The 26,454-nt window shown below is 70.8% G+C and carries 25 protein-coding genes and 2 pseudogenes; 8 read left to right on the top strand and 19 right to left on the bottom strand.

Annotation, left to right across the window (positions count from 1 at the left end):
* Positions 1-56: 56 nt before the first annotated feature.
* A pseudogene (locus FG385_RS17040) lies at positions 57-1,025 on the bottom strand (copper amine oxidase); the annotation flags it as partial.
* Between the two features lie 434 nt (positions 1,026-1,459).
* Here FG385_RS17040 and FG385_RS17035 point away from each other — a divergent pair.
* Positions 1,460-2,458 (top strand): annotated as a pseudogene (locus FG385_RS17035) (APC family permease); the annotation flags it as partial.
* A complete protein-coding gene (locus tag FG385_RS17030; RefSeq protein ID WP_139097726.1) occupies positions 2,455-3,204 on the top strand; it encodes an IclR family transcriptional regulator in 750 nt (249 codons plus the stop codon). The pseudogene FG385_RS17035 and the gene FG385_RS17030, both read left to right, overlap by 4 nt.
* Here FG385_RS17030 and FG385_RS17025 read toward each other — a convergent pair whose 3' ends face one another.
* Positions 3,205-4,086 (bottom strand): LysR family transcriptional regulator, encoded by an 882-nt coding sequence (locus FG385_RS17025; RefSeq protein ID WP_235022609.1) that lies wholly within the window; start codon positions 4,084-4,086, stop codon positions 3,205-3,207.
* Positions 4,087-4,173: 87 nt separating this feature from the next.
* Between FG385_RS17025 and FG385_RS17020 the strand changes: the two genes are divergently transcribed.
* From FG385_RS17020 to FG385_RS17010, 3 genes are all read left to right on the top strand, one after another.
* A complete protein-coding gene (locus FG385_RS17020; RefSeq protein ID WP_139097724.1) occupies positions 4,174-5,178 on the top strand; it encodes an MBL fold metallo-hydrolase in 1,005 nt (334 codons plus the stop codon).
* 19 nt (positions 5,179-5,197) lie between these two features.
* Positions 5,198-6,520, top strand: a complete 1,323-nt coding sequence (locus tag FG385_RS17015; RefSeq protein WP_139097723.1) for an MFS transporter — start codon at positions 5,198-5,200, stop codon at positions 6,518-6,520.
* Positions 6,521-6,587: 67 nt separating this feature from the next.
* Positions 6,588-7,916, top strand: coding sequence for a phosphoribosyltransferase (locus FG385_RS17010; protein WP_139097722.1), 1,329 nt, complete (start codon positions 6,588-6,590; stop codon positions 7,914-7,916).
* A gap of 6 nt (positions 7,917-7,922) precedes the next feature.
* Here FG385_RS17010 and FG385_RS17005 read toward each other — a convergent pair whose 3' ends face one another.
* Genes FG385_RS17005 through FG385_RS16980 form a run of 6 tightly spaced genes read right to left on the bottom strand, consistent with a single transcriptional unit; the run spans position 7,923 to position 14,114 of the window.
* Entirely contained in the window at positions 7,923-8,507 is a 585-nt protein-coding gene (locus tag FG385_RS17005) for a hypothetical protein (RefSeq protein WP_139097721.1), read from the bottom strand.
* Positions 8,508-8,562: 55 nt separating this feature from the next.
* Positions 8,563-9,615 (bottom strand): acyl-CoA dehydrogenase family protein, encoded by a 1,053-nt coding sequence (locus FG385_RS17000; RefSeq protein ID WP_139097720.1) that lies wholly within the window; start codon positions 9,613-9,615, stop codon positions 8,563-8,565.
* Positions 9,612-10,595: an acyl-CoA dehydrogenase family protein gene (locus tag FG385_RS16995; protein ID WP_139097719.1), complete on the bottom strand. Its 984-nt coding sequence runs from the start codon at positions 10,593-10,595 to the stop codon at positions 9,612-9,614. Before FG385_RS16995 ends, FG385_RS17000 begins: the two co-directional genes overlap by 4 nt.
* Entirely contained in the window at positions 10,592-11,719 is a 1,128-nt protein-coding gene (locus FG385_RS16990; protein WP_139097718.1) for an acyl-CoA dehydrogenase family protein, read from the bottom strand. The genes FG385_RS16995 and FG385_RS16990 overlap by 4 nt, the downstream gene beginning before the upstream one ends.
* Complete coding sequence (locus tag FG385_RS16985; RefSeq protein WP_139097717.1) at positions 11,719-12,570, bottom strand: enoyl-CoA hydratase; 852 nt, start codon at positions 12,568-12,570, stop codon at positions 11,719-11,721. The genes FG385_RS16990 and FG385_RS16985 overlap by 1 nt, the downstream gene beginning before the upstream one ends.
* Positions 12,567-14,114 (bottom strand): FadD3 family acyl-CoA ligase, encoded by a 1,548-nt coding sequence (locus tag FG385_RS16980; protein ID WP_139097716.1) that lies wholly within the window; start codon positions 14,112-14,114, stop codon positions 12,567-12,569. The genes FG385_RS16985 and FG385_RS16980 overlap by 4 nt, the downstream gene beginning before the upstream one ends.
* 90 nt (positions 14,115-14,204) lie before the next feature.
* Between FG385_RS16980 and FG385_RS16975 the strand changes: the two genes are divergently transcribed.
* The 3 genes from FG385_RS16975 to FG385_RS16965 are packed head-to-tail and all read left to right on the top strand — an operon-like array spanning position 14,205 to position 17,290.
* Positions 14,205-15,362: an acyl-CoA dehydrogenase family protein gene (locus FG385_RS16975; RefSeq protein ID WP_407645501.1), complete on the top strand. Its 1,158-nt coding sequence runs from the start codon at positions 14,205-14,207 to the stop codon at positions 15,360-15,362.
* On the top strand, positions 15,359-16,129 hold the full coding sequence (locus tag FG385_RS16970; protein ID WP_139097715.1) for an SDR family oxidoreductase: 771 nt from the start codon (positions 15,359-15,361) through the stop codon (positions 16,127-16,129). The genes FG385_RS16975 and FG385_RS16970 overlap by 4 nt, the downstream gene beginning before the upstream one ends.
* Positions 16,130-16,138: 9 nt before the next feature.
* Positions 16,139-17,290 carry an acetyl-CoA C-acetyltransferase gene (locus tag FG385_RS16965; RefSeq protein WP_139097714.1) on the top strand — a complete coding sequence of 384 codons (1,152 nt, stop codon included), beginning with the start codon at positions 16,139-16,141 and terminating at the stop codon, positions 17,288-17,290.
* 192 nt (positions 17,291-17,482) lie between these two features.
* On the opposite strand, the gene FG385_RS16960 is transcribed toward FG385_RS16965, so the two are convergent.
* From FG385_RS16960 to FG385_RS16905, 11 genes are all read right to left on the bottom strand, one after another.
* Positions 17,483-18,526: an NAD(P)H-dependent flavin oxidoreductase gene (locus FG385_RS16960; protein WP_139097736.1), complete on the bottom strand. Its 1,044-nt coding sequence runs from the start codon at positions 18,524-18,526 to the stop codon at positions 17,483-17,485.
* A gap of 2 nt (positions 18,527-18,528) precedes the next feature.
* Positions 18,529-19,260 carry a CoA-transferase subunit beta gene (locus FG385_RS16955; RefSeq protein ID WP_139097713.1) on the bottom strand — a complete coding sequence of 244 codons (732 nt, stop codon included), beginning with the start codon at positions 19,258-19,260 and terminating at the stop codon, positions 18,529-18,531.
* On the bottom strand, positions 19,257-20,117 hold the full coding sequence (locus FG385_RS16950; RefSeq protein ID WP_139097712.1) for a CoA transferase subunit A: 861 nt from the start codon (positions 20,115-20,117) through the stop codon (positions 19,257-19,259). The genes FG385_RS16955 and FG385_RS16950 overlap by 4 nt, the downstream gene beginning before the upstream one ends.
* A complete protein-coding gene (locus FG385_RS16945) occupies positions 20,110-20,847 on the bottom strand; it encodes an enoyl-CoA hydratase family protein (RefSeq protein ID WP_139097711.1) in 738 nt (245 codons plus the stop codon). The genes FG385_RS16950 and FG385_RS16945 overlap by 8 nt, the downstream gene beginning before the upstream one ends.
* A complete protein-coding gene (locus FG385_RS16940) occupies positions 20,847-21,728 on the bottom strand; it encodes an SDR family oxidoreductase (RefSeq protein WP_139097710.1) in 882 nt (293 codons plus the stop codon). The genes FG385_RS16945 and FG385_RS16940 overlap by 1 nt, the downstream gene beginning before the upstream one ends.
* Entirely contained in the window at positions 21,725-22,513 is a 789-nt protein-coding gene (locus FG385_RS16935) for an SDR family oxidoreductase (RefSeq protein ID WP_139097709.1), read from the bottom strand. Before FG385_RS16935 ends, FG385_RS16940 begins: the two co-directional genes overlap by 4 nt.
* A gap of 104 nt (positions 22,514-22,617) precedes the next feature.
* Entirely contained in the window at positions 22,618-24,051 is a 1,434-nt protein-coding gene (locus FG385_RS16930; RefSeq protein WP_139097708.1) for a DHA2 family efflux MFS transporter permease subunit, read from the bottom strand.
* Between the two features lie 291 nt (positions 24,052-24,342).
* Positions 24,343-24,711, bottom strand: coding sequence for a sensor histidine kinase (locus tag FG385_RS16920; RefSeq protein WP_139097707.1), 369 nt, complete (start codon positions 24,709-24,711; stop codon positions 24,343-24,345).
* Positions 24,672-25,064: a histidine kinase gene (locus tag FG385_RS16915; RefSeq protein WP_160148835.1), complete on the bottom strand. Its 393-nt coding sequence runs from the start codon at positions 25,062-25,064 to the stop codon at positions 24,672-24,674. Before FG385_RS16915 ends, FG385_RS16920 begins: the two co-directional genes overlap by 40 nt.
* A gap of 8 nt (positions 25,065-25,072) precedes the next feature.
* Entirely contained in the window at positions 25,073-25,420 is a 348-nt protein-coding gene (locus FG385_RS16910; RefSeq protein WP_139097705.1) for a VOC family protein, read from the bottom strand.
* Positions 25,421-25,471: 51 nt separating this feature from the next.
* Complete coding sequence (locus tag FG385_RS16905) at positions 25,472-26,437, bottom strand: ABC transporter substrate-binding protein (RefSeq protein ID WP_139097704.1); 966 nt, start codon at positions 26,435-26,437, stop codon at positions 25,472-25,474.
* Positions 26,438-26,454: the final 17 nt, after the last annotated feature.

Here is a 26,454-nt window from a genome sequence, read left to right as displayed (position 1 = left end):
CCTGTACGACTCAGGCGACCTGACCAGCCTGGTCGCCTGACCCCAGTAACGAGTCTCTACCGAACCCGGGGCGGTTCATAAGGGCCGTCAACGCCACCGTGACAATGCCCGCTCGCCGACGGCGGGACGTCGAGCGTGGGGTTGCGGTCGAAGAACCCGACCGGTTTGAGGGTGAACCCGGCGTAGTCGACGGGCATCACCGGCCAGTCCTCCGGCCGCGGGAAATGCGTGAGGCCGAAGGTGTGCCACAGCACGATGTCCTCGCCGTCGATGCTCCGGTCGGCCGCCGTCCACGCCGGCAGCCCCGCCCCGCCGGGATGCTGGTTCACCAGGTCGCCGGCCGGGTAGCGCTGCTCCGGGTCGTACCGGGTGACCCACAGGTGCTTCGTGGCGAAGGCCGCGCGGCGGTGAATCGACGACGACTCGTCCGCGAGCAGCACCGGCTGCCCCTCCGGATAGAGCGCGTAGGCGACGTTGTGGCCAAAGCGGTTCCGGCTTTCGAGGTTCACGATATGCCAGGCCCTTGCGCGGCCGTTGTCGGCGAGGCGGGCGGCACCGGACTCGGTGCTCAGCCGCACGCGGGACTGGCGGAAAACGTTGCCATACGGGTTTTCCGCGCTGACCGGCAGCCGCCGCGCCTCGACCTCGTCGACGGCGTTGCGGATCCCGTCGACGCACATGTCCAGCCGCGCCGAGAACAGATGCTGGTGATACGGCGCGCCGAGGCCGGGCGCCACTTCGGTGGCGTAATCGCCGGCGTAGGCGGACGTGAAGGTGATACCGGTCGCCTTGGCCTCCAGCTGGATCGTGCCGTCGAGGTAGAGGTACCAGTAGAAGCCGTAGTCGTAGTTGCCGATCGTGGTGAAGAACGAGATGACCAGCCGCCGCTGGCGCCGGGTCTCGTGGGAGCCGGCGAACATGTCGCTGTGCTTCCACAGCACGCCGTAGTCCTCTTCGTGCATGCAGACCGCGTTGCGGATGGTGCGCGGTTCGCCGAGGTCGCCGGCGACGGTGGCATCGAAGTAGCGGCGGGTCAAACCCTCGTCTCCGCTACTGCGAACACGACCGCGCGCGTTCTCGCAACCCGGGAACGCGCGCGCGGGAATTCTCATTTGGATTCGGCCGGGCCGGACCTGTGATACCGCTGTTACCAATCCGACCTACAGTAGGCAGATCCCGAGCAGCACGTAACCGTTGCTACACAAGCCGGATAGCCGTGACTGTGGTCGGATTAGTAACGAACGGCGCAGTACCCACCTCGGCTAGTGTCGTGTGATCCTGTCCGGTTTACGTTGCCGTGTTTGCCCGTAGGGTCGGTGGGTTTGTCCGCTGCGGTGTCGAGTTGGCTGGTCCGGTCGCTGATTTTGCCCCCGGCGACAGCGGCCGGCCAACTCGATAACGCCCCGAGCCAACTCGGCGACGCCAAGGGCCAACTCAGTACCCTGGCAAACAAACACACCGCGCGCTGGCGACCCTGCTGCTCGGTGCGCTGGTGACGGTGTGCGTGCTGCGGGGCGTGCGGCTTTCGGCGCAGGTCGTGCTTGTCACCGAAGCGGTGTCGATCAGCCTGATGCTGGTGGTGTTCGCGCTGCTGCTGATCCGGGTCGGCCCGGTTTCGCCGGTGTCCGCCCCGGATCGCGGGTTCGGCGGGATCGCGGCCGGCGTGCTCCCCGCGCTCGGTGCCTTCATCGGGTTCGAAGCCGCCACCTCGTTCGGCGTCGAGGCCCGGCGGCCGTTCCAGTCCGTCCCCCGCGCCATGCAGTGGACGGCGGCGCTGTGCGGGGTGCTGTACCTCGTCGCCGCCTACACACAGACCGTCGGCCTGCGGTCGGTGCCCGGCGGGCTGGCCGCCCAGCACGAACCGGTCGCCGTGCTCGCCGCCGCCCAGCACCTGCCGTGGCTTTCGTACCTGCTCGACTTCGGCATCGCCGCGTCGTTCTTCGCCTGCGCGACGACCGTGTCGAACGCCCTGGCGCGGCTCCTGCTGTCGATGGGCCGCGAGGGTATCCTGCCGCGGCGGCTCGGCGCCACGCATCCGCGGTTCCGGACACCCCATGTCGCGGTCCTGAGCACGATCCCGGCGATCGCGCTCGCGGCGGCGGTGCTGCTGAGCGCCGGCATCCCGCCGGACCAGCTGTTCACCACGCTGGTCAACGTCGCCGGGTTCGGTTACCTGATCGCCTACCTGCTGGTGTGCGTGGCGGCGCCCGCGTTCCTGTACCGGATCGGCGAGCTGACCCGCGGCGCGGTGGCGGCGGCCGCGGTCGCCGCCGCCCTGCTGGCCGCACTGACCCTGTTCACGATGTCCACTGTGGACGGACCTTACCCGCTCGTGTTCGCCGTGCTCGCCGCGTGCGGGCTGGCGTGGTTCGGCTGGCTGCGGCGGCCGCGGCGGCTGGCCGCGATCGGCATCTACGACGAGACCACGGCCACCGATCTGCTGGACGGCCGGCCGTGAGCCCGGATCCCGCGCCGCTGTCGGGACGCCAGCCCAAGGCGGTCCGCAACGCGCTCGCCGTTCTCGAAGAGGTCGTCGCCACCGGGCCCGGGGTGACGGCGAAGGAGATCTCCGCCGCGCTGAAGATGCCGCCTGCCACCACCTACCGGCTGCTCAACCTGCTCGTCGGCGAGGGCTACCTGGTGCGGCTGCCCGATCTGCGCGGCTTCGCGCTGGGCCGCCGCGCCGCCCGCCTGTCCATACCGGCCGCGGCACGCCCGCCGGCGGCGGCCCGCGCCGTCGTCGATCACCTGCGCCAGCGCGTGCGCTGGGGCGTGCACCTCGCGTCCTACCGGACCGGGCGGCTCGTGCTGCTCGACACCGACCCCGACCATCCGCCGCACGACGAGGCGCTGCTCGCGCGCTACCCGCACGCGTCGGCGCTCGGGAAGCTATTCCTGGCCGGGCAGCCCGACTGGCGAGCGACGGTCCGCGGCCTGCGGCAGCTCACCGCGCAGACGGTCATCGACGCGGACCGGCTCGACGCCGAACTGGCGCGTTGCCGGGCGGACTGGCTGGCCAGGCAGTGCGGCGAGCTGCATCCGGCCCGTGGCTGCCTCGCCGTGCCGATCCACGACGTCACCGAGGGCACCCTCATCGCGGGACTCGCGCTGAGCGGGCCGCCGGACCGCGTCGCCGGACCGAACCCCGAACTGGTCGGCCAGCTTCGCGAGCACGCGAGCCAGCTAGCCCCGCTGCTCGCCTGATCACGCCGCGCCTTCCGACCGCAGCATGCCGTGCATCGCCTGCGCGGCGGGAGACAGCGACGCGGCACGGCGCAGCACATACGATCGCCGCTGTTGCGGGGGATCGAGCGGGGCGATGAGAACCCCGTGCGGGCACCCGATCTCGGCGAGCGTGCGGGGCAGCACCGCCGCGCCCGCGCCGGCGAGTACGAGGTAGAGCGACGAAGCGCGCAGGCCCGATTCCACGACCGGGGTGAACTCGGCCGCCCGGTCGGCGCCGGCCCGGGTCAGCACCTCGATCACCATGCCGCGGACCCCGGTCACCAGGTCCATCTCAAGCAGCCGGCGGACCTCGACCACACCACCGGGCGGCGGCTCGCTGCCGGGTGGCAGCGCGACCACCAGTTCCTGCTCCGCGACGAGGTCGCCGGTCAGGTCACGCTCGCCGGCGTCGACGCGGTCGGTGAAGCCCAACTCGGCGGCACCGGAGCGGACCGCGTCGCGGATCTGTTCGGGGCGTTCGGCGGCGGTCACCCGAACCTGAACCTTGGGATATCGCGCGCGGAACCGCCCGATGAGGGCGGCGAGCGGATCGAGCAGGACGCCGGGCAGCGCGATCAGATCCAGCCTCCCGGCCACCAGCCCGGACACGGCTTTCACCGCGGCGCGACCGGTTTCCAGCTCGCGGACGATCCGGCGCGCGGAGTCCGCGAACGCCTCACCGGCCGCGGTCAGCCGGACTCCCCGCGGCATCCGGTGGAACAGGACGGCGCCCAGATCGGACTCGAGGAGCTTGATGGCGTGGGACAGGGTGGGCTGGGCGACGTGCAGCGCACCGGCGGCCGCGGTGATACCGCCGTGGTCGATGACGGCGAGGAAGTATTCGATCTGCCTGCGTTCCATCCCGTCCTCCGCCATTGAGGATTTCTATGTCCCTCCCAGCATAAGTGGCATTTGTGTTATGTCTCGGCAAAGGGTGGAATCGCAGTCATGACGCAGAACAGCAGCGCCGGAACGGAAATCGTCCTGCTGGGCACCGCGGGCGGACCACGCCTGCGGGCGACCCGGGCGGGGATCTCCTCGGCCGTCGTCACCGGCGGCGCGGTCTACCTCGTGGACTTCGGCTACGGCGCCTGCCGTCAGGCGAAGCTCGCGGGCCTGGACCTCGGGCGGCTCCGGGCGGGATTCGTCACGCACCTGCATTCCGACCACGTCGCCGATCTGGCGAACCTGCTGCTGTACGGCTGGTACGAGGGTCTCGAAGGCGTTCAGGAACCGGCGAAGCTGTTCGGGCCGGGTTCCCGCGGCGGTGTCCCGGCACCCTCGGCCGACCTCGAAGCCCAGACCGTGGCGTGCCCGGACGATCCGGTCCCGGGGTTCGCCGCGACGGTCGGGTACCTGTACCAGGCGTTCGCCACCGACCTCAACGACCGGATGCGCGACAACGGCCGCAGCCATCCCGATCTGCTGCTCGCGGCGCACGACATCGAACTGCCCCCGGCGGTGCCGTTCGATCCGGAGACCGCGCCGGCCCCGCCGATGGATCCGGTCCCGGTGTACCGGGACGAGCACGTCGAGGTGTCGGCGATCCTCGTCCAGCACGCCCCGATGACCCCGGCCTACGCGTTCCGTTTCGACACCGCGGCCGGTTCCGTCGTGTTCTCCGGCGACACCGGCGTCTGCGACAACATGATCACGCTCGCGACCGGCGCCGACGTGCTGGTCCACGAGGCCATCGACGAGCAGTGGGTCCAGCGGCTCCTCGGCGGCGTCGACACGCCCCGCGCGCGGGCGACGCTCGCGCATCACACCACCGCGCACACCTCGATTCCCGACGCCGGCCGGATCGCGCAGAAGGCGGGCGCCAGCACGCTCGTGCTCAACCATCTCGTCCCCGCCGACTCCGGGCATTCGCGCTGGCACGAGGCGGCCGAGCACTTCACCGGCCGGCTGATCGTCGGCGAGGACCTCGACCGGATCCCCCTGGGACACTGACCTCGATGCGGAGGCTTCGATGACGCAGCCCACCACCGCCCAGATCCGCCGGGTCGCCGTCTCCGGCATGCTGGGCACCGCCATGGAGTACTACGACTTCCTGCTCTTCGGCACGCTGGCCGCGCTGGTGTTCAACAAGCTGTTCTTTCCCAGCCTGGCTCCCCTCGTCGGCACGATCGCCGCGTTCGGCAGCTTCACCGCCGGTTATCTCGCGCGCCCCATCGGCGGGCTCATCATCGGGCATTTCGGCGACCGGATCGGCCGCAAGTCCATGCTGCTGCTGACCATGACCACGATGGGCGTGTCCAGTTTCCTGATCGGGGTGCTGCCCACCCACGCCACGATCGGCATCTGGGCACCGGTCCTGCTGGTGGTGCTGCGCTGCGTGCAGGGCCTCGCCCTCGGCGGCGAATGGGGCGGCGCGGTCCTGATGACCAGCGAGCACGCCGGCAACCGCCGGCGTGGTTTCTGGGCCAGCTTCACCGTGATGGGCGCGCCGCTGGGTTCGTTACTGTCCACAGTGGCCGTGCTCGCGGTGTCCTGGCTGCCGTCCGCGCAGTTCCTGGCCTGGGGCTGGCGGATCCCGTTCCTGTTCAGCATCGTGCTGCTCGCGGTCGGGCTGTTCGTGCGGGTCCGGGTGTCCGAAAGCCCCGTCTTCGCCAACCGCAGGCAGGCCCGTACGCCCGCCCGGCTGCCCCTGGTGGACGTCCTGCGCCACCCCCGCAACCTGATCCTCACCACCGGGCTCGGTCTCGGGCCGCTCGTCATCCAGGCTCTGTGGAGCACCTTCGTCATCACCTACGCCGTCCACAACGGACATTCGAAATCCTCGGTGCTGCTGGCGCTGGCGATCGGCTCCGCGATCTCGATGCCCGTCCTGCCCGCCGTCGCCATGCTGGCCGACCGCTTCGGGCGCCGCCCGGTCATGCTCACCGGCGCAGTCGGCACGGTCGTTCTGGCCTATCCGCTGTTCTGGATGCTGGGCTCGGGCAGCACGATCGGGATGATCGCGGCCCTGCTGCTCGGCCGCTGCGTGCTCCAGCCCATCATGTACGCGCCATGGCCCGCGGTGACCGCCGAGAGCTTCCGCACCGAAAGCCGGTACACCGGCGCCTCGCTCGGATACCAGCTGGCGTCACTGCTCGGCGGTGGCTTCTCTCCCCTGATCGCCACCAGCCTGCTCGCGCTCGGTCACGGGCAGACCCACTACGTGGCCCTGTTCATCGCGGCGTGTGCGCTGCTCACGGTCCTGTCCATCTGGCGCATCGCCGAAACCCGCGACGCCGACCTCGACGAACCGGCGACGCCGCGGCTGAAGGAGCCGGGAGACCTCGTCGGCTGACCAAAGACCCACCGGTTCCCGACCGTGGTCCCTCGTGCCCGGCCCGCCCGGGTCGCACAGTGTGCCCGTGACCGTCTTCAGTGATCGCGCCGATGCCGGGCGCCAGCTGGCTGAGCGCCTGGAGTCGTTGCGCGGCAAGGATCTCGTGATCCTCGGGCTGCCGCGAGGCGGTGTCCCGGTGGCGTTCGAAGTCGCGCGAGCGCTGCACGCGCCCCTCGATGTGATCGTCGTGCGCAAACTCGGTGTGCCGTATCAGCCCGAACTCGCATTGGGCGCCATCGGTGAAGGTGACGTCCGGGTGCTCAACGACAAGGTCGTGCGCCAGGCGCGGGTGCGCTCCGGCGAGATCGCGGAGGTCGAGCGCGCCGAACGAGCCGAACTGCTGCGCCGGGTGGAGAAGTTCCGGGCCGGGCGGGACCGGATCCCGCTGACGGGCCGGACCGCCGTGATCGTCGATGACGGGGTGGCGACCGGGTCCACCGCGCGGGCCGCCTGCCAGGTGGCCCGCGCGCAGGGCGCGGCCCGCGTCATCCTGGCGGTGCCGGTCGGGGCCGCCGACGCGATCGCCTCACTGCGGCAGGTCGCCGACGACGTGGTGTGCCTGGAAGCCCCGGCCTGGTTCGTGGCCGTCGGGCGGTGGTACCGCGACTTCCGGCCGACCTCCGACCGTGAGGTCACCGAGTTGCTCCAGCTGACCGCCAAGGAGGTTCCGGAGGCGGCCGACGATCCGCTCCTGCGCGACGAGGAAGTCGAAGTTTTCGCGGACCGGGTGCGGCTGGCGGGACATCTCACCATTCCCGAGAGCCCGGTCGGGATCGTGGTGTTCGCGCACGGCAGCGGGAGCAGCCGGCACAGCCCGCGCAACCGCTACGTCGCCGCGGAGCTCAACCGCGCCGGGCTCGGCACGCTCCTGTTCGACCTGCTCACCGACCAGGAAGAACTCGATCGCGCCCGGGTGTTCGACATCCAGTTGCTCGCCCGCAGGCTCGTCGAGGTCACCGGATGGCTGGGCACGCGAGCGGACACCGCCGCCCTGCCGGTCGGCTACTTCGGAGCCAGCACCGGGGCCGGGGCGGCGCTGTGGGCCGCGGCCGACCCGCGAGTCGACATCCGGGCGGTCGTATCCCGCGGCGGCAGGCCCGACCTGGCCCAACGGCACCTCGCCTTCGTCACGGCCCCCACCCTGCTGATCGTCGGCGGGCACGACGAGACCGTTCTCGAACTCAACCGGCGGGCTCAGGCGGATCTGCCGCGCGGCTGTGAGCTCACGATCGTGCCCGGCGCAACCCACCTGTTCGAGGAGCCCGGCGCGCTCGAGCAGGTCGCCGCGCTCGCCCGCGACTGGTTCCGGCGGCATCTCGCGCCTGCCGCGGCGGGCTCCACGCGAGCGGGCTGATGCGGGCTACCACCTCGCGCGGCCGACCGGATAGGTTTCGAACGGCTTCCCACCGTCGTCGATGACCGTTGTGCCCTGGCGATCCAGATAGGTCCAGTCCAGCTCGAGCCGCCAGTGGACCTCGTTCTCCAGGAGCAGGACCGTGATCCGGAACTGCTCGGGATCTTCGGCGCTGATCTTGAAGGGGAAATCGGCGCCCCGGGCTTCCACCCGGGGCGGATCATCGTCGAGATGGACGTCGAAGTGCCGTGGCGGCATCGAACCACCGGGCCGGAACTCCTCGAACGCCGGCCTGGGGCTCCTGCGGGCAAGCACTACCGCACGGATCCGGTCGAGGATCACGGCACGGTCGAGGGGACGCGACTGCAGATTGACGACCACCTGACCGCCCACGGCCACGGTGCTGCGCCGGTCGGCCGCGAGGGTCACCTTCGACGCCGGAAAGTAGCCGGCCACGGCGAAGACCGGATTTTCCCCGACTCCCCGGGGCTCCGCGCCGGGACCGGAATTGAAGACCACGTCCCCGATGTGGGTGCCCGACTGTACGATCTTGCTGTCGTCCCCGTCGTTCCAGATCACGTTCTCGTTCATCGCGAGCCCCTCCGGTCGGTCACGTGGCCATCCTAATGTCGGCCACCACCCGTGCTCACCGGCCGAGCAGGCAGGAACTTCCGTGTGCGCGCTTGAAGTACAGATGGGCGTCGTGTTCCCAGGTGATCGCGATACCCCCGTGCAACTGGATCATCTCCGCCGCCGCGTGCCGGAAGGCCTCCGAGCACACCAGCCGGGCGGTGGCCGCGTCCGCCGGGAATTCCGGATCCCCGTCCAGCGCCGCGACGATCGCCGCGTACAGGGCCGACCGGGCGGCCTCGACGTGCACGTACACGTCGGCCATCCGGTGCTTGAGCGCCTGGAAACCGCCGATCGGGCGGCCGAACTGGTGTCGCTGTTTCGTGTACTCGACGGTCAGGTCCAGCGCCCGGCCGGCGGCCCCGGCCTGTTCGGCGGCCAGCGCGACGAGCACGAGATCCCGGACCCGCGCGAGCGGGTACGCGCCGCGATCGAGCCGTTCGGCCGGTGTGCCGGAGAACTCGATGACGCCAAGGCGGCGGGTGGGGTCCATCGTGGGAACCTGGTAGCGGCGAAGGCCGGCGGCGTCCGGGGCGGCCTCGAAAAGCCCTACGCCGTCCGGGGTTCCGGCGACCACCAGGACCACGTCGGCGATGTCGGCGTCGAGCACGTAATGCGCTTGTCCGTCCACAGTGGATCCGGTCGCGGTGCACGGGACCCGCTCCGGTGACCAGTGGCCGTCCTCACCGGTCCACGCCAGCGTGGCGATGCCGCCGCCCGCCGCGATTCCGGGCAGGAGGCGGCCGCACGCCTCCTCGTTCCCGGTGGCCAGCAAGGCTTGCGTAGCGAGCGCCGCGGAGCCGAGCATCGGCGAAGGCGTGAGAGCGCGCCCGAGTTCCTGCTGCACGACGCATACCTCGGCCATGGTCGCGCCCACTCCCCCGAACTCTTCCGGGATGGCGAGCGCGGCGACGCCGATCTGTTCGCACAGCGTGGACCAGAGCTTGTCGTCATAGCCGAGCGGCGAGGCCATGGCGGTGCGTACGTCGGAACGTTTGGCGAGCAGGCCGCGCACCGCGTCACGCAACGCCTTGGCTTCCTCGGTCTCGGTCGGGTCGGGCGTGTTCATCGTTGCCCAGCCAGATGCTTCAGCACTCGCGCCCGGTGGAACGCCGCGTCGCCCCAGGCACCCAGCAGCGCCCGTACTTTCACCAGCCGCAGGCCGAGGTCGTGCTCGGCGGTGTAGCCGATGGCGCCATGCACCTGGAGCGCGGTGCGCGCGGCCAGGTACGCCGCCTCGCCCGCTTTGACCTTGGCCGCCGAGACGTCGCGGGCCAGCGTCGCACTGCCCTCCTGCGCGGCCACCGCCGCGCCGTGGACGAGTGGGCGCGCGAGCTCCACTTGGGTCACGACATCGGCGAGGAGGTGTTTGACCGCCTGGTACTGGCCGATGGGCTTGCCGTATTGGTGCCGCTGCCGCGCGTACGCGGTCGCCTCGTCGAGGAGCCACTGGCCGGCACCGAGCAGTTGCGCGGACGCGGCGAGCACACCCAGGTCGAAGGCGCGTGGCGCGGCCGCACCGGCCGGTATCCGCTCGTCCGCGACACGGAACAGCCGCCGGGCCGGGTCGATCGAGGGCACCGGTTCGAGGCTCCCCGCACGAACCTCCCACGCCGCGCCGTCGCGTAGTTCGAGCGTGAGTTCGGCGATGTCGGCGTCCAGCGCGAGCGGCACTTCCGGCGGCGCCAGGACGGTCGCGAGCGCCGTGCCCGAAGCGAGTGGGGGCAGCCATTTCCGGGCGAGATCGCCTCCGGCCAGCGCGGCGGGGACCACGACCGCGGATTCGATCAGCGGCCCAGGCACGACGTGATAACCGAGCACTTCGAACGCCACGACCAGGTCGGCCGCTTCGGCCTGAAGCCCGCCGTGCCGCTCGTCGATCAGGAGGGCCGGCACGCCGAGATCGGCAAGGCCACGGAACAGTTTGCGGCCGGCCTCGTGCCGTCCCTCGCCCCAGGCGCGGGCGGCCGCGGGGGTGTCCGCGCCGGCCAGCAGGTCGTGCAGGCTCGCGGCGAACTGCCGCTGTTCGTCCGATACCGCGAACCTCACCGCGCCTCCCTCGGCAGGCCGAGCACGCGCTCGGCGATCGTGTTGCGCTGGATCTGGTCGGTGCCCCCGTAAATGGGCCCGGCGAGGGAGAACAGGTACCCGTCGACCCACGACTCGTCGGTCTCCGCCAGCGGCCCGAGCAGGTCCAGCGCCGTCTCGTGCAGCGCGATGTCCAGCTGGGACCAGAACAGCTTGTTGACGCTCGACTCGGGGCCCAGCTCCCCGCCCTCGACCAGCCGGGTGACCGTGCCGAACGTGTAGAGCTGGTAGGCCCGCGCACCGATCCACGCGTCGGCGACCCGCTCCCCGACCGACTCCGGGCCGCCGCGGGCGCGCCACAGGTCCACGAGCCGGTTCGCCGCCGCGAGGAACCGCCCCGGGCTCCGCAGCGACAGCCCGCGTTCGTTGTTGGCCGTGGTCATCGCGACCCGCCAGCCCGCGCCGGGTTCGCCGATCACGTCCGCGTCGGGGACGAACACCTCGTCGAGGAAGATCTCGGCGAAGCCCGGCTCGCCGTCCAGCTGCGGGATCGGGCGGACCGTGACTCCCTCGGCACGCAGGTCGAACATGAAGTACGTCAGCCCGCGGTGGCGCTGCGCCGCCGGATCGGTGCGGAACAGCCCGAACGCGCGATCGGCATACGCCGCCCGCGAACTCCAGGTCTTCTGCCCGGACAGGAGCCAGCCGCCTTCGGTGCGCACCGCACGGCTGCGCAGGGCCGCGATATCGCTGCCCGCTTCCGGTTCCGACCAAGCCTGCGCCCAGACCTGGGCACCGGTCGCCATCGGCGGCAGGATCCGGTCGCGCTGCTCCCGCGTGCCGTGCGCGAACAGCGTGGGCGCCAGCATGAAGATCCCGTTCTGGCTCACCCGGCCCGGCGCGCCGGAGGCGTAGTACTCCTCCTCGAACAGCACCCATTGCAGCAGCGAGGCTTCGCGCCCGTGGTAGGCGCGCGGCCACGACACGACCGAAAGCCTCGCGCCCGCGAGCTCGGCCTCCCACTCGCGGTGCGCGGCGAAACCCTCGGCGGTGTCCATCGAGGGCAGGCGCGGGACGTTCGCCGCGAGCCAGTCGCGGACCTCGTCGCGGAAGGCCGCCGAAGCGGCGTCGATGTCGAGATCCATCAGCGGGCGTCCCGCATCGAGCGGGCGGACTGGCCGCCGAGCGAGTCCTCCGACGTCTCCGCGTTGTGGGCGTGCGCGAAATGGTGCAGCCCGAACACCGAGTCCATTCCGGACCGTAGCCCCATCAGATCCTCCGCCTGGTTGACGGCCTTCTTCGCCAGCGCCAGCCCGAACTGCGGCATCGCGGCGATCTTCTCCGCGAGCGCCATCGTCTCCCGTTCGAGCTCGTCACGCGCCACGATCCGCGAGACCATGCCCCATTCCTTGGCCTGCCGCACGCTGAACCGGTCGCCGGTGAACAGGACCTCCTTCGCCGCGCGGGGACCCAGCACCCACGGGTGCGCGAAGTACTCGACACCGGGAATTCCCATCCGTACCACCGGATCGGCGAAGAACGCGTCGTCCGCGGCGACGATCAGATCGCACACCCACGCGAGCATCAGCCCGCCGGCGATGCACGCGCCCTGCACGCTCGCGAGCATCGGCTTGGGGATCTCCCGCCAGCGGCGGCACATACCGAGATAGACCTCGGACTCGCGGGCGAACCGCTGATCTCCGCCCTCCCGGTCGACGTGGTCCCACCACAGCACCGCGCGCCGGTCGAAGCTCCGGTCGGCGTCCCGGCCCGGCGAACCGATGTCGTGCCCCGCGGAGAAGTGCTTTCCCGCTCCCGCCAGCACGATCACCTTCACCTCGGCGTCGTCCACGGCACGCGCGAACGCGGTGTCCAGCGCGTAGGTCATCGCGGAGTTCTGCGCGTTGCGGTACTCGGGCCGGTTCATCGTGACCACGGCGACCGGTCCCCGCCGCTCGTAGCGCACCACGTCGGCCGGGGAACCGTTGACGCTCATACCTTCTCCTCACTCAGCAGTCGCTTCAGGACCTTGCCGGACGCGTTGCGCGGCAGTTCACCGACGAACGTGACGGACCGGGGTGACTTGTAGTTGGCCAGCCGCTTCCGGCAGAAGGCGAGGACCGACTCCTCGGTCAATCCACCGGCCTGCACCACGAACGCCTTGCCCACCTCGCCGAGCCGGCCGTCGGGCACCCCGATCACCGCGACGTCACGGACCCCGCTCAGTTCCGCAAGCGCCCGCTCGACCTCCGCCGGGTAGACGTTGAACCCGCCGCAGATGTACATGTCCTTGAGCCGGTCGGTGATGGTGAGGTTGCCGGCGGCGTCGAGCACCCCCACGTCTCCGGTGTGCAGCCAGCCTTCGCCGTCGACGGCCTGCGCGGTCGCGCCGGGATCGTCGAGGTAGCCCAGCATCACGTTCGGGCCCCGCACGTTGACTTCCCCGGCCTCACCCTGGATCGCGACCTCGAACCCCGCCGTGGCCCGTCCCGACGTGCCCGAGACGATCGCGGCATCGTCGCCGGGCCGGCACATCGTGACCACGACGGCTTCGGTGAGTCCGTAGGCCGTCAGCACCGTCTCGAAGCCGAGCACGTCGCGCATCCGCTCGACGAGCGCCGCCGGGACGGTCGCGGCGCCCGTCACGGCCAGCCGCAGGGACGACAGGTCGTGTTCGGTGCGCGCCGGGTCGTGGATCAGCGACTGGAAGATCGTCGGAGCGCCCGGCAGCACCGAGATCCGTTCACGCTGGATCAGCCCGCGTGCGGCCCGCACGTCGAACACCGCCTGTGGCACCAGGGTCGCGCCGGTGAGCAGGCAGACGACGATGCCGGCCTTGTAGCCGAAACTGTGGAAGAACGGGTTGATCACCAGATACCGGTCGGCTTCGGTCACCTCGCCGCATTCCGCCCAGGCCGCGGCTACGTCGATCACCTGCCGGTGCGCGGAAAGCACGCCCTTGCTGCGGCCTGTGGTGCCGGAGGTGAAGAGGATGTCGCTGACGTCCTCGGGCGACACCGCGTCGGCACGCGCCTCCACCTCGCTCACCGGCACGTTCGCGGCCAACGCCTCGAACTCCGCCCAGTCCAGGGCGCCCGCCGCCGCGGGCAGAGCACCTTCGATCGGTACCCGCACGACGGTGCCCAGTTCCGGCAGGCCCGTGTCACCGGCCGCCTCCTGAATCGCGGCGTACCGGTCCGCGCCCAGGAAGTCGCCCGCGACGACGAGGGCGCGAGCCCGGCTGCGGCGCAGCAGGTCCACCGTCTCCACCCCGGTGAATCGGGTGTTGACCGGCACGAGCGTCGCACCGGCGTAGCACGCGCCGAGGGCGGCCAGCACCCAGTGATAGGTGTTGGGCAGGTTCACCGCGACCCGGTCCCCCGGCTGGACACCCCGCGCGGCGAAAGCACGCGCGACCGACTGAACACGTTTCAGCAAGCCGGCGAAATCGAGCCGGACCGGACCGTCGACCAGCGCCTCCGACCCGCCGAAACGCGCTGCCGCGTCGCGTAACGCGGCCGGGATGGTGGCCTGCCCCATCGCGCCTCCCACTGGACCAGAAAAATAGAACGTGTTCTCATTACAGTAGCGCACGCGCCCCCGGCGCGGACAACAGTAAGGAGCGCGCACGTGCATGAGGAGCGCCGCGACCTGGCGCGTTTCCGGCGCGAGGTGGCGGATTGGCTGGCGGGCAACCTGACCGGCGAGTTCGCGGATCTTCGCGGGCTGGGCGGCCCGGGACGCGAGCACGAGGCCTTCGAGGACAGGCTCGCGTGGGAACGCCACATGGCCGCGTCCGGCTGGACCTGCGTCGGCTGGCCACGCGAGCACGGCGGCCGCGGCCTCACACTCGACGAGCAGGTCGCCTTTCACGAGGAGTACGCGGCCTCGGGCGCGCCCGCGCGCGTCAACCACCTCGGCGAGCAGTTGCTCGGCCCCACCCTGATCGCCTTCGGCACGCCGGGCCAGCGGGCCCGGTTCCTCCCGAAGATCGTCTCCGTCGAGGAACTGTGGTGCCAGGGCTACTCCGAGCCCGGCGCGGGATCCGATCTGGCCGCGGTGTCGACGTCGGCGGTGCGCGAGGGAGACCAGTGGGTGGTCACCGGCCAGAAGATCTGGACCTCGCTGGCGCAGGTGGCGGACTGGTGCTTCGTGGTGGCCAGGACCGAACCGGGGTCCAAGCGCCACCACGGCCTGTCCTACCTCCTCGTGCCGCTCCGGCAGGATGGCGTGACGATCCGTCCCATCGAGCAGCTCACCGGGACTTCGGAGTTCAACGAGGTGTTCTTCGACCGCGCCCGGACCGCCGCCGACCTCGTCGTCGGCGAACCGGGAGACGGATGGCGGATCGCGATGGCCACGCTCGGGTTCGAACGGGGCGTGTCCACCCTCGGCCAGCAGATCGGCTTCCGGCGCGAACTCGACGGCATCGTCGCGGAGGCGAAACGGACCGGAACCTTCGACGACCCGGTCCTGCGGGCGGATCTGGACCGCGCGCAGACCGGGCTGCGCGTGCTGCGCGCCCACGCCCTGCGGACGCTCGGGCGCGAGCCCGGTCCGGAGGTGGCCGTGGGGAAGCTGCTGTGGGCCCAGTGGCACCGCGGTCTCGGCGAACTGGCCATGCGTGCTCGCGGCGCCCGGTCGCTCGTGGCCCCCGGGCAGCTGGACGAATGGCAGCGGCTCTACCTGTTCAGCCGGGCGGACACCATCTACGGCGGCTCGGACGAGATCGAACGCAACATCATCGCCGAGCGGGTGCTCGGCCTGCCGAAGGAGGAGCGCCGGTGAACCCCTCGTATCCCCCGGGGCACGACCTGCTGGCGGGCAAGGTCGTGGTGGTCACGGCCGCGGCCGGCACCGGCATCGGTTCCGCCGTCGCGAAACGCTGCCTCGAAGAGGGGGCGAGCGTGGTGATCAGCGACTGGCACGAGCGGCGGCTGGCCGAGAAGGCGAGCGAACTGGCCGAACTGGGCAAGGTGCACGCCATCGCCTGCGACGTCACCGACGAGGACCAGATCCAGGCCCTGGTCACCGGGGCGGCCACGCAGTTCGGGCGGCTCGACGTGCTGATCAACAACGCCGGTCTCGGCGGGACGAAATCGGTGCTGGACATGACCGACGAGGAGTGGAACCGGGTACTGGACATCACCCTCAACGGGACGTTTCGCTGCACCCGGGCGGCATTGCGCCAGTTCGTCGCCCAGGGTGGCGGCGGTGCGATCGTCAACAACGCGTCCGTGATCGGCTGGCGCGCCCAGGCCGGGCAGGCGCACTACGCCGCCGCGAAGGCCGGGGTCATGGCGCTCACCCGGTGCTCCGCACTGGATGCCGCCGAACACGGCGTCCGGATCAACGCGGTCGCCCCCAGCCTCGCGATGCATCCGTTCCTGGCGAAGGTGACCAGCGACGACCTCCTGCACGAACTCGAGCAGCGCGAGGCGTTCGGCCGCGCCGCGCAGCCGTGGGAGGTCGCGAACGTGATGGTCTTCCTCGCCAGCGACTACGCGTCCTACCTGACCGGCGAAGTCGTCTCCGTCTCCAGCCAGCACCCCTAGGAGCCTCCCGTGCCCGAAGCTTTCCTCCTCGACGCCCTGCGCACTCCGGTCGGACGCCGGGGCGGCGCGCTGAGTGGCGTGCATCCGGCCGATCTCGGCGCGCACGTCATCAAGGCCGTGCTCGAGCGCACGGGCGTTGACCCGGCGCTCGTGGACGACGTGATCCTGGGCTGCACCGACACTCTCGGCTCCCAGTCCGGGAACATCGCCCGGACGGCCTGGCTCGCGGCCGGCGGGCCGGACCATGTGCCAGGCGTGACCGTGGACCGCCAATGCGGCTCGAGTCAGCAGGCCGTGCATTTCGCGGCGCAGGCCGTCATGTCCGGCACGATGGATCTGGTGCTCGCCGGCGGCGTGCAGAACATGAGCCAGATCCCGATCAGCGCCGCGATGCTCGCCGGGCGCGAATTCGGGATCGACGATCCGTTCTCGGGCTCGAAGGGCTGGCAGGAACGCTATGGCAGCGCCGAAGTGTCGCAGTTCCGCAGCGCCGCCATGATCGCCGGACACTGGGACATCTCGCGTGCGGCGATGGAAGAGTTCTCCTGTCGCAGCCATCAGCGGGCGATCGCGGCGCAGGACGAAGGCCGGTTCGACGCGGAAATCGTGCCGGTGGAAGGATTCCGTCGCGACGAGGGGCCGCGGCGGGATACCAGCCTCGAACGGATGGCCTCGCTCAAACCGCTGAATGAAGGCTCGCCGCTGACCGCCGCGGTCGCGAGCCAGATCTCCGACGGGGCGAGCGCGGCATTGCTGGCGTCCGAGGATTTCGTGCGCCGCACCGGGATCACCCCACGGGCGCGCGTGCATCACCTGTCCGTCCGCGCCGCCGATCCGGTGTGGATGCTCACCGGGCCCATCCCGGCGACAGCGCACGCGTTGCGCAAGACCGGGCTCGGTGTCGACGACATCGACCTGTTCGAAGTCAACGAGGCTTTCGCGAGCGTGGTGCTGGCGTGGCTCGAGGAGACGGGCGCGGACCCCGGGCGCGTGAACGTCAACGGCGGCGGCATCGCGCTCGGGCACCCCATCGGCGCGACGGGCACGAAACTGCTCGCGACCCTGCTGCACGAACTGGAGCGCCGCGGCGGCCGGTACGGCCTGCAGACGATGTGCGAAGGCGGCGGCACCGCCAACGTCACCATCATCGAACGCCTCTAACCCCACCCCCCACCCCGACGAGATCCACATTCGACGAATCGTTGTACGCGGGTGTGTTTGCTTGCCAGGGCATCGAGTTGGCCCCTGGCGTCGCCGAGCGCAAACGCAGCCACCGGACCAGCCAACTCACCGCCGCAACGGGCAAACTCACCGACCGCGGGGGCGAACACGGCAAACGTAAACATCGGCTTTTCAGCCGCCCAGGCGGTGCAGGATCTCCTCCGCGCGGGACACGGTGCCTTCCACGATCTCCGCCACCGTCGGCAGGTCGCCGAGCATGCCGACGACCTGACCGGAGGCGAGCACACCCGCGTCGGTGCGGCCCTCGACCAGGCCCGCGCGCAGCAGCATCGGGGTGTTGGCCGCCATGATCAGCTGGCTCCAGCTCAGGTCGTTGCCGTGCTTCATCGCGAGGCCTTCACGCACCATCGCGGGCAGCGAAAGCCCGCTGATCCGGCGGAACCGCACCGCGTTCCGGACCGCGCCCGCGAGCCCGCGAAGCCTGCCCGAGTGCTCCAGGCGCTCGACCAGGTCCGTGCGCAGGACGCGGTGCGGGAGCCCGTCGACGCGCCGGGTCACCACGGTGCCGGTGAGGCCTTGCCGGAGGTACAACTCCTTGACCTCCTCCGGCACGGTACTTTCCTTGCTCAGCAGGAACCGCGTGCCCATCGCGACCCCCGCGGCGCCGTAGGCGAGCGCCGCGGCCAGACCGCGCCCGTCGAAGAAGCCGCCCGCCGCGACGACGGGGATGTCGACCGCGTCCAGGACGGACGGCAGCAGCAGCGTCGTGGCCACTCCCCCGGTATGCCCGCCGCCTTCGCCGCCTTGCACGATGACGGCGTGCGCGCCCCACGACGCGACCTTCTCCGCATGCCGTGCCGCGCCGATCGACGGGATCACCACGATGCCGTGGTCGGACAGCTTGGCGATCATCTCCTTACGCGGCGCGAGCGCGAACGACGCCACCTTCACCCGCTCCTGGATGAGGAGATCCACCCGTTGCTCCGCGTCGTCGGCGTCGGCGCGCAAGTTGACCCCGAACGGGTTCCCGGTCCGCCGCTTGACCTCCTTGATCGCGGATTCCAGCTCGGCGTAGGTCATCGTCGCCGACGCCAGGATGCCGAGCCCGCCGGCCTCCGCAGTCGCCGACACGAGCCGCGGTCCGGCGACCCAGCCCATCCCGGTCTGCACCACCGGATGGCGGATCCCGGCAAGCCGGGTGAGCGCGGTTTCCAGGGTCATGGCCGCACTTCCTTGTCGCGCAGGCCTTTCGGGTCCAGCACCTCCCGGATCAGCCGTAGTTCCTCGCGTGTCGGCGCACGAGTCGTCCCGGTATCGCGCACCTCGACCTCGAACGAGGTCGCCGCCAACACCTCGTCGGCGGTGACGCCGGGATGCAGCGACACGGCCCGCATCGAGTGGTCCGGCGTCGCGAAATCGAACACGCCGAGATTCGTCACGACCCGGTACACGTCATGAAAGCGTTCGGCGGACGGCCCTGCTTTCGCCGCGTTGTCGTAGCCGACGCCGGACACGACGTCGACGGTGTCCACGAACACCCGCTTGCTGTGCCGCGGAACCCAGTAACTGGTGCGGTGGTTGACGGTATTGCCCGGCGCGCCGCGCACACCCAGCAACTGCTTGGCCGGCCGGTCATGCTCGCCGATCGCGGAGATGTTCTGGTTGCCGTACCGGTCCACCTGGTTGGCGCCCATGACCACATGCCGCCGCCCGTGCGGCACGATCGTGTCGAGCATCTTCCGGAACGGCTGCCAGCCCTCGACCACGCCGTCCGCGGTCACCAGATACGCCTCGCCGTCCGACATCAGCAGATCGGGCGCGAACGTCGACCGGGCAAGGCGCGCGCCGAGGGACGGGATGAACCCCATGGGACTCACCACGATCTCGCCGTCACCGCGGAACAGTTCGGCCACGGCGACGACCGCGATCTCCGCTCGTGTGACGTTCACGCGGCCTCCTCGAATTTATCCACTTCGGACAGATAGGCTCGCTCGTCACTGGAAAGGAACCGGTCCACGAAGCCCGGCCACCGGTCCGGATCCTTGGCACAGTCCACATAGTGGCGCTGGAACCGCTCGTCACGCCCGTAGTCGGGCACGGCGGTGGTGAAGTGCGCACCGCGCGGCGCTTCGATCACGCCGTCGACCGAACCGCGGTTGAGCAGCAGCGACTGCACCGGTCCGCCGGCGGTCAGCTCGGCCGTGCCGACGACCTTCTCGACGGAGACGAAGCTCTTCTTCGCGGCCAGGCAGAACAAGTCGTCGAAGTACGGGTCCGGGCCGAGGTACTGCGCGTTGCCCCGGGCGTCCGCGCGGTTGAGGTGCACCAGCGCGACGTCCAGGCCCCGCGCCGGTACCGCGACCAGTTCCTCGCGGTCCTCGTAGGGCGACCGGACCGTGCGCAGCCCCGGGTTGACGCGGAGCACGTCCGAGCCGAGCCCCGCGCGCGTCGGCAGGAACGGCAACCGCTGCGCGGCCGCCGAAAGGGCCGCGCCGAACATGCCCTCGTCGTACTCGGTCACCCCGATCGCACCGGATTCGCGGGCACGACCGAACCACGGGTCGAACGGGATCGAATCGAGCGTGACGAACCCGAACACCACATGCGCGACCTTCCCCGCGGCGCACAGCAGGCCCACGTCCGGCCCGCCGTAGGAGACCACCGTGAGGTCCTTGACCGGGCTGCGCAGGATCGCGCGCACCAGCGCCATCGGTTTGCGCCGCGAGCCCCAGCCCCCGATCCCGACCGTCATGCCATCGGTCAGTTCGGCCGCGACGTCGTCGGCGGTCATCCGCTTGTCAGCCATTCAGGAACTCCTCGCGGGCCTCATCGGACGCACCGAGCAGGTTCAGTTCGAAGGTGAAGCCCTGCTCGAAGCGGTAGCTTCGGTGAACCTGCTGCGGGTCGATACCGTTGAGCGCCTCTTTCGCGGCCCGGATCACGCGCGGATCCTTCGCCGCGATGTCCCGCGCGACCGCCAGCGCCGCGTCGTCCAACTCCTCGCGCCGCACGACCTGGTACACCGAACCGTGCGCATGCAGTTCCGCCGCGGTGATCCGGCGCGCGGTGAAATAGAGCGTCCGCATCAGGTGTTGCGGCACCAGGCGGGCCAGATGCGTCGCCGCGCCGAGCGCGCCACGCTCGACCTCCGGCACCCCGAACGTCGCGTCCTCCGAAGCGATCACCACGTCCGCGTTCCCGGCCAGCCCGATCCCGCCGCCGAGGCAGAACCCGTGCACCGCAGCCACGACCGGCACCGCGCATTCGTACACCGCGCCGAAAGCCGCGTAACAGCCGCGGTTCGCGCCGACGAGCGCGTCGTACCCGGCGCTGCGCTGGATCTCCTTGATGTCCACGCCGGCGTTGAAGCCCCGGCCTTCCGCCCGCAGCACGACCACGTGCACGTCCGGGTCCCGGCCCGCCCGGGTCACCGCGTCCGCCAGGTCGAACCAGCCCTGCACCGGAAGCGCGTTCACGGGCGGATAGTCGACGGTGACGACCTCGACATGGTCCTCGCGTTTGCCGATGACGCCCATCAGTTGGCTCCGTACACCGGTTCGGGCGCGGGTGCGCGCTCCAGCAGTTCGGCCACCACCGGGCCCAGTTCGGCCGGTTCCCAGCGCGCCCCTTTGTCGGTGGCGGGGCCGTGCCGCCAGGGTTGCGCGACCGACACCTTGCCGCCTTCGACCTCGAACACGCGCCCGGTCACGGCGGCGGATTCCGCACTGCCCAGCCACACGACGAGCGGTGACACGTTTTCCGGTGCCATCGCGTCGAAACCGGACTCGGGCGGCGCCATCATGCCTGCGAACACGTCCTCCGTCATCCGGGTCCGAGCCGACGGCGCGATCGCGTTGACCGTCACGCCGTAGCGGGCCAGTTCCGCGGCCGCGACCACGGTGAGCCCCGCGATCCCGGCCTTCGCGGCCGAGTAGTTGCCCTGGCCCACGCTGCCGAGCAGGCCGGCACCAGAACTGGTGTTGATCACGCGTGCCGCGCGGGCCCGCCCCGCCTTGGCCTCCGCGCGCCAGTACGCGCCCGCATGCCGCAGCGGCGCGAAGTGGCCTTTGAGGTGCACGCGGACGACCGCATCCCACTCGTCCTCCGCGAGATTGACCAGCATCCGGTCACGCACGAAGCCCGCGTTGTTGACGAGCACGTCCAGGCGGCCGAAGTGCGCCACGGCGGTGTTCACCAGATTCTCCGCGCCCGCCCAGTCCGCGACGTCGTCGGTGCTCGCCACGGCTTTCCCGCCCAGCGCCTCGATCTCCGTGACCGCCTCGGCGACCGGGCCGTCGTCCACGTCGTTGACGACGACCAGCGCTCCTTCCGCCGCGAAGGCGAGGGCGTGTGCGCGCCCGATCCCGCGGCCGGCGCCGGTCACGACGACGACCCTGTCCTGGCACAACCTGCTCACGGACCCTCCTGATGATTGACGTCGGTCGCGGTGTGGAAGGCCGGCATCTCGCCGCCGCCGTGCACGAGCAGGCGAGCGCCGCTCACATAGGACGCCAGCCCGGAGGCGAGGAACGCCGCGCAGGCGCCCACCTCTTCCGGCTCGGCGAGCCGGCCCAGCGGAACCGTCTTGCCGACGGCCTCCACGGCCGCGTCGCTGCCGTAGTGCAGGTGCGCCTGCTCGGTCCGCACCATGCCCACGTCGAGCGTGTTGACGCGCACCTTCGGTGCCCACTCGACGGCCAGCGTGGCGGTCAGGTTGTCGAGCCCCGCCTTGGCCGCGCCATAGGCGGCAGTGCCCGGAGACGGGCGCGTCGCGCTCACGCTGGAGACCATCACGATCGACCCGCCGCGGTCCTGCCGCTGCATCACCGCGTTCGCGTGCTGTGCCACCAGCAGCGGAGCCAGCAGGTTCAGCTGAACGACCTTGTCGTGCAGCCGGGGCGAGTTCTGCGCGGCGGGGGCGTACGGGGCGCCCCCGGCGTTGTTCACCACCACGTCCAAGCGGCCGTGTTCGGCGACGACCCGCTCGACCAGGGCGGCCACCTGCTCGGGTACGCGCACGTCACAGGCTAGGAAATGCGCTTCCCCGCCGCCCCCGGCCACGGGCGCGTCCGGCGCGTTCCGCGCGCAGGTCACCACCGTGGCGCCGTGCGCCAGGAACACCCGGCTGATCCCGCGACCCACGCCGCGGACGCCGCCGGTGACCAGCACGACGGCGCCGGCCAGGCCGAGCTCAGTCCTCACTCGCACACCACCTTCCACCCCAAAAAGTAGAACACGTTCTCGATTGGGACAAGGTGGCTGGCGGCGGGAGTGGCGCGGCGAACGAGAACTCGTTCCGGCCGGGCCTACGATTCGGTGGCGGCGGCCCGTCGCGGCAGCTTCACGGCGATGACGATCGTCACCAGTGCGACGGCGACCGCGACCGCGAAGGCCAGCTTCATCCCGCCGATCTGCGCGGGCACCGCGGCGACGCCGCCGGCGAGCAGGTGGCTGGCGCGCGCGGACATCACGGTCACCACGAGTGCGGTCCCGAACGCGGCGGCGACCTGCTGCAGGGTCCCGAGCATCGAGCTGCCGTGCGAGTACAGGTGCGGCGGGAGCGCGCCCATCCCGAGCGTGAAGACCGGGGTGAACATCGCGGCGAGGCTCACCATCAGCAGCGTGTGCAGCCCGAGCACCTGCCAGTACGGCATGGTCGGCGAGAGCTGGGTGAACCCGGCGAGGGCGAGCGCGATACCGATCGCGGCGGGCAGCACCAGCGGGCGGCTGCCGAACCGGTCGAACGCCTTGCCGACCGCCGGTCCGAGCAGGCCCATGGCCAGGCCGCCGGGCATGACGAGCAGGCCGGTCTCCAGCGGGCTCAGCGCCCGCAGGTGCTGCAGGTACAGCGGCAGCAGGATCATCGACCCCATCATCGCCAGGAACCCGGCCGACATCAGGGCCAGCGACAGCACGTAGGTGCGGTGCCGGAGGGTGCGCAGGTCCAGCAGGGGCACACCGGTGCGCTGCAGCCTGAACTGGCGGAACACGAACGCCACGATGGCCACCAGGCCGGCGGCGACGATGCCGATGCCGAGCCCGGCCTCCCCGCCGTTGCCGCCGAACAGGCTCAGCCCGTACACCACGCCGCCGAACCCGAGCCCGGCCACGACCACGCTCAGCCAGTCGATGGAACTCACCCGCGGCTCGCCCACGTTCGCCACCAGGCGCAGCCCGACCACGGTCGCCACGGCCGCGATGGGGACGACGGCCACGAACAGCAGCCGCCAGGAACCCACCTGCAGCAGGAGCCCGGACACCGCGGGTCCGAGCGCGGGCGCGACCGACATCGCCAGCGTGACATTGCCCATCACCCGGCCGCGGTCACGTTCGGGCACGACGGTCATCAGCGTGGTCATCAGCAGCGGCATCATCACGGCCGTGCCCGAGGCCTGCACGATGCGCCCCGCGAGCAGCACCCCGAAGGACGGCGCGGCGGCGGCGAGCACGGTGCCCGCGAGGAACACGCCCATCGCGGTGCCGAAGGCGCGCCGGGTGGTGACCCGCTGCAGGAACCAGCCGGTCACCGGGATCACGGCGGCCATGGTGAGCATGAACGCGGTGGACACCCACTGCGCCGCCTGCTCGGTGATGCGCAGCGACTCCATCAGCCGCGGGATCGCGTTGATCATGATGGTCTCGTTGAGGATCACCACGAAGGTGGCCAGCACCAGCAGCCGCACCACCGTCGGCGTCCGGCCGGCCCGCTGGGCGGGTCGTTCCTGGATGAGAGCGGACATGGCGGCACCTCGCTGGGTTCGGTCGGGCTGATGACATCGGTACAGACCCTCGTGCCGCCGGAAACTCATCGGCCGGCGCTCACCAGATTACGTGCACGCGCGGCGATCATCCGGTCGAGCGGGTCCCGATGGCGCCTTTCCATCGATCCGGCGAGCAGACCGTGCTCGGCGGTGACGGGCACGTCAGCCAGGTTGGTTTCGTCGCTTCCCGCATTCCTGGAATAGCTCCCCGAGGCATAGCCGACAGCGCGCCGCGCACGAGCGCCTGGTCGTCCGAGAGCAGGATCCTGATCATCGGATGCTCGCCTTGAGCCGGAAACCCTTACCGGGCGCGGATTCCGTCATGAGCTCACCGTCGATCGCGGACATGCGCTCGCGGAGCCCGTGCAGACCGTGCCCGTCACCCGCGCCGTCGGCGCCGTGGCCGTTGTCGACGATCTCGAGGCTGCACGGCCCGAACATCACCTGGCACCGGGTCGCCCCGCTGTGCCGCACCACGTTGGTGATGCCCTCGCGCAGCACGTACGCGAACACCTCGCGCGCCCGCGCGTCGACCTCGTCGATGGTGCGCGGCAGCTCCGTCTCGATGCCGGCGGCGCGCAACGCGGCCCTCGCGTTCGTCAGCTCGGCGGCCAGCGAGGCCTTGCGGTAGTCCGACACGGTCGCGCGGACCTCCGGCAGCGAGTTCCCGGCGAGTTCTCCACCGATCGCAACTCCCGCACGATCGGGTCACGGCCCTCGACGTCGGGCAGGTTCGCGACCATCTTCCTGGCCAGGCCCACCTTGAGCTTGATCGCGGTGAGGCTGTGGCCCAGCACGTCGTGCAGGTCGCGGCCGAGGCGCGCCCGTTCCCGCGCCACGGCCAACGCCGCCACCTCCTCGCGCGCGGCACGGAGCTCGGCGTTGGTCCAGATCAGCGCGGAGATGCCGAACGTGCGCGCGCGAGACCCCGCCGGCCGTTCCTCGGCGCATCCGGCAGCCGCCCTGACAATCCGGCCCGAACCGGTTGACAAACCGCCGGTCAGAGCTCCGTGGCCCGCTCGTGGCGGGGCTGGTAGAGGCCCACCTCGGCACCGCCGGGCAGCCGCAGCCGGGTCACCCTGCCCCAGCCGGCGTTCGTGATCGGCTCGACGAACTTCACTCCGCGCTCGCTCAACTCCGCCACCGTCGCCTCGACGTCGTCGCACATGAAATACAGCTCCTGCGACGGCGCTTCCGCGGGGTGCACGGCCGCTTCGGCGGGCGGCAGCTTGAAGATCAGCCAGCCGTGCCCGGCGTCGACATGCGGGAAGTTCAGCACGTCCCGCAGGAACGACCGGTCCGCCTCGGCGTCGCTGCTGTAGACGATCACATGCGCGCCATCGATCATGCCCGCAGCCTAGTACGGAGGCCGGGCGCGGGCCCGGCCTCCGTCAGGACTTCACTGGTACAGCGCCGCCTTGATCTTCGGGTCGTTGATGTTCGACTTGTCGTACCAGTAGTAGGCGGTGTCGATCCGCTTCGGCAGCTGCTGGTGGTCGATGGCCTTCAGCGCGGCGTCGACGAGCTGCTTGCCGATGTCCATGGGATCCTGCGTGATGGCGCCGGACTCGACTCCGCTGTTGATCGCGTCGATCTGCGCCTTGCCCGAGTCGAACCCGGCGATCGTGATCCCGGTCCGGCCGCTTTCCTGCACGCCCTTGATGACGCCGATCGCCGAACCCTCGTTCGACCCGTAGATGCCCTTCAGGTCCGGGTTGGCCTGGAGGATCGACTTCGTGATGTTCGCCGACTCGAGCTGGTCTCCCCCGCCGTACTGGGGCGGCAGCACCGTGATGCCGGGCGCGTTCTTGTGCATCCAGTCGAGGAACCCGTCGCGCCGGTCCTTCCCGGACAGGCTCGTCTGGTCGTGCACGACCATCGCCACCTTGCCCTGACCGCCGATCTGCTCGGCCAGGTGCTTGGCCGCCTCCGCCGCGGCGGCCTTGTTGTCGGTCGCCACCGTGGTCACCGGGATGTCACTGTCCACACCGGAGTCGAACGCGATCACCGGGATGTTCTGCGATTTGGCCTGCTGCAGCAAGGGTGCCGCCGCCCGCGAGTCGAGCGCCGCGAACCCCAGCGCCTGCGGGGACTTCGCCAGCTCGTTGGTGAGCATGTTGATTTGCTGCTCGACGTCCTTCTCGGTCGCCGGCCCGACGAAGGTGATCCGCGCGCCCTTCGCCGAAGCCTCGTCTTCGGCGCCCTTCTTCACCGACTGCCAGAACTGGTGCTGGAACCCCTTCGACACGATCGCGATCAGCGGCCCGTTCCCCCCGGCGCCCGACGTGCCGCCCTGCCCGCACGCGGTCAGCGCCAGCGCGAGCGCCGCACTCGCGGCCGCGGCGACGATCTTCCTTGTCCTCATAGCAGGAACTCCTTTGT

The organism is Amycolatopsis alkalitolerans (assembly GCF_006152065.1).
In the GTDB taxonomy this organism is placed as follows: Bacteria; Actinomycetota; Actinomycetes; order Mycobacteriales; family Pseudonocardiaceae; genus Amycolatopsis_E; species Amycolatopsis_E alkalitolerans.
This window is presented reverse-complemented; position numbering and strand designations above follow the sequence as displayed.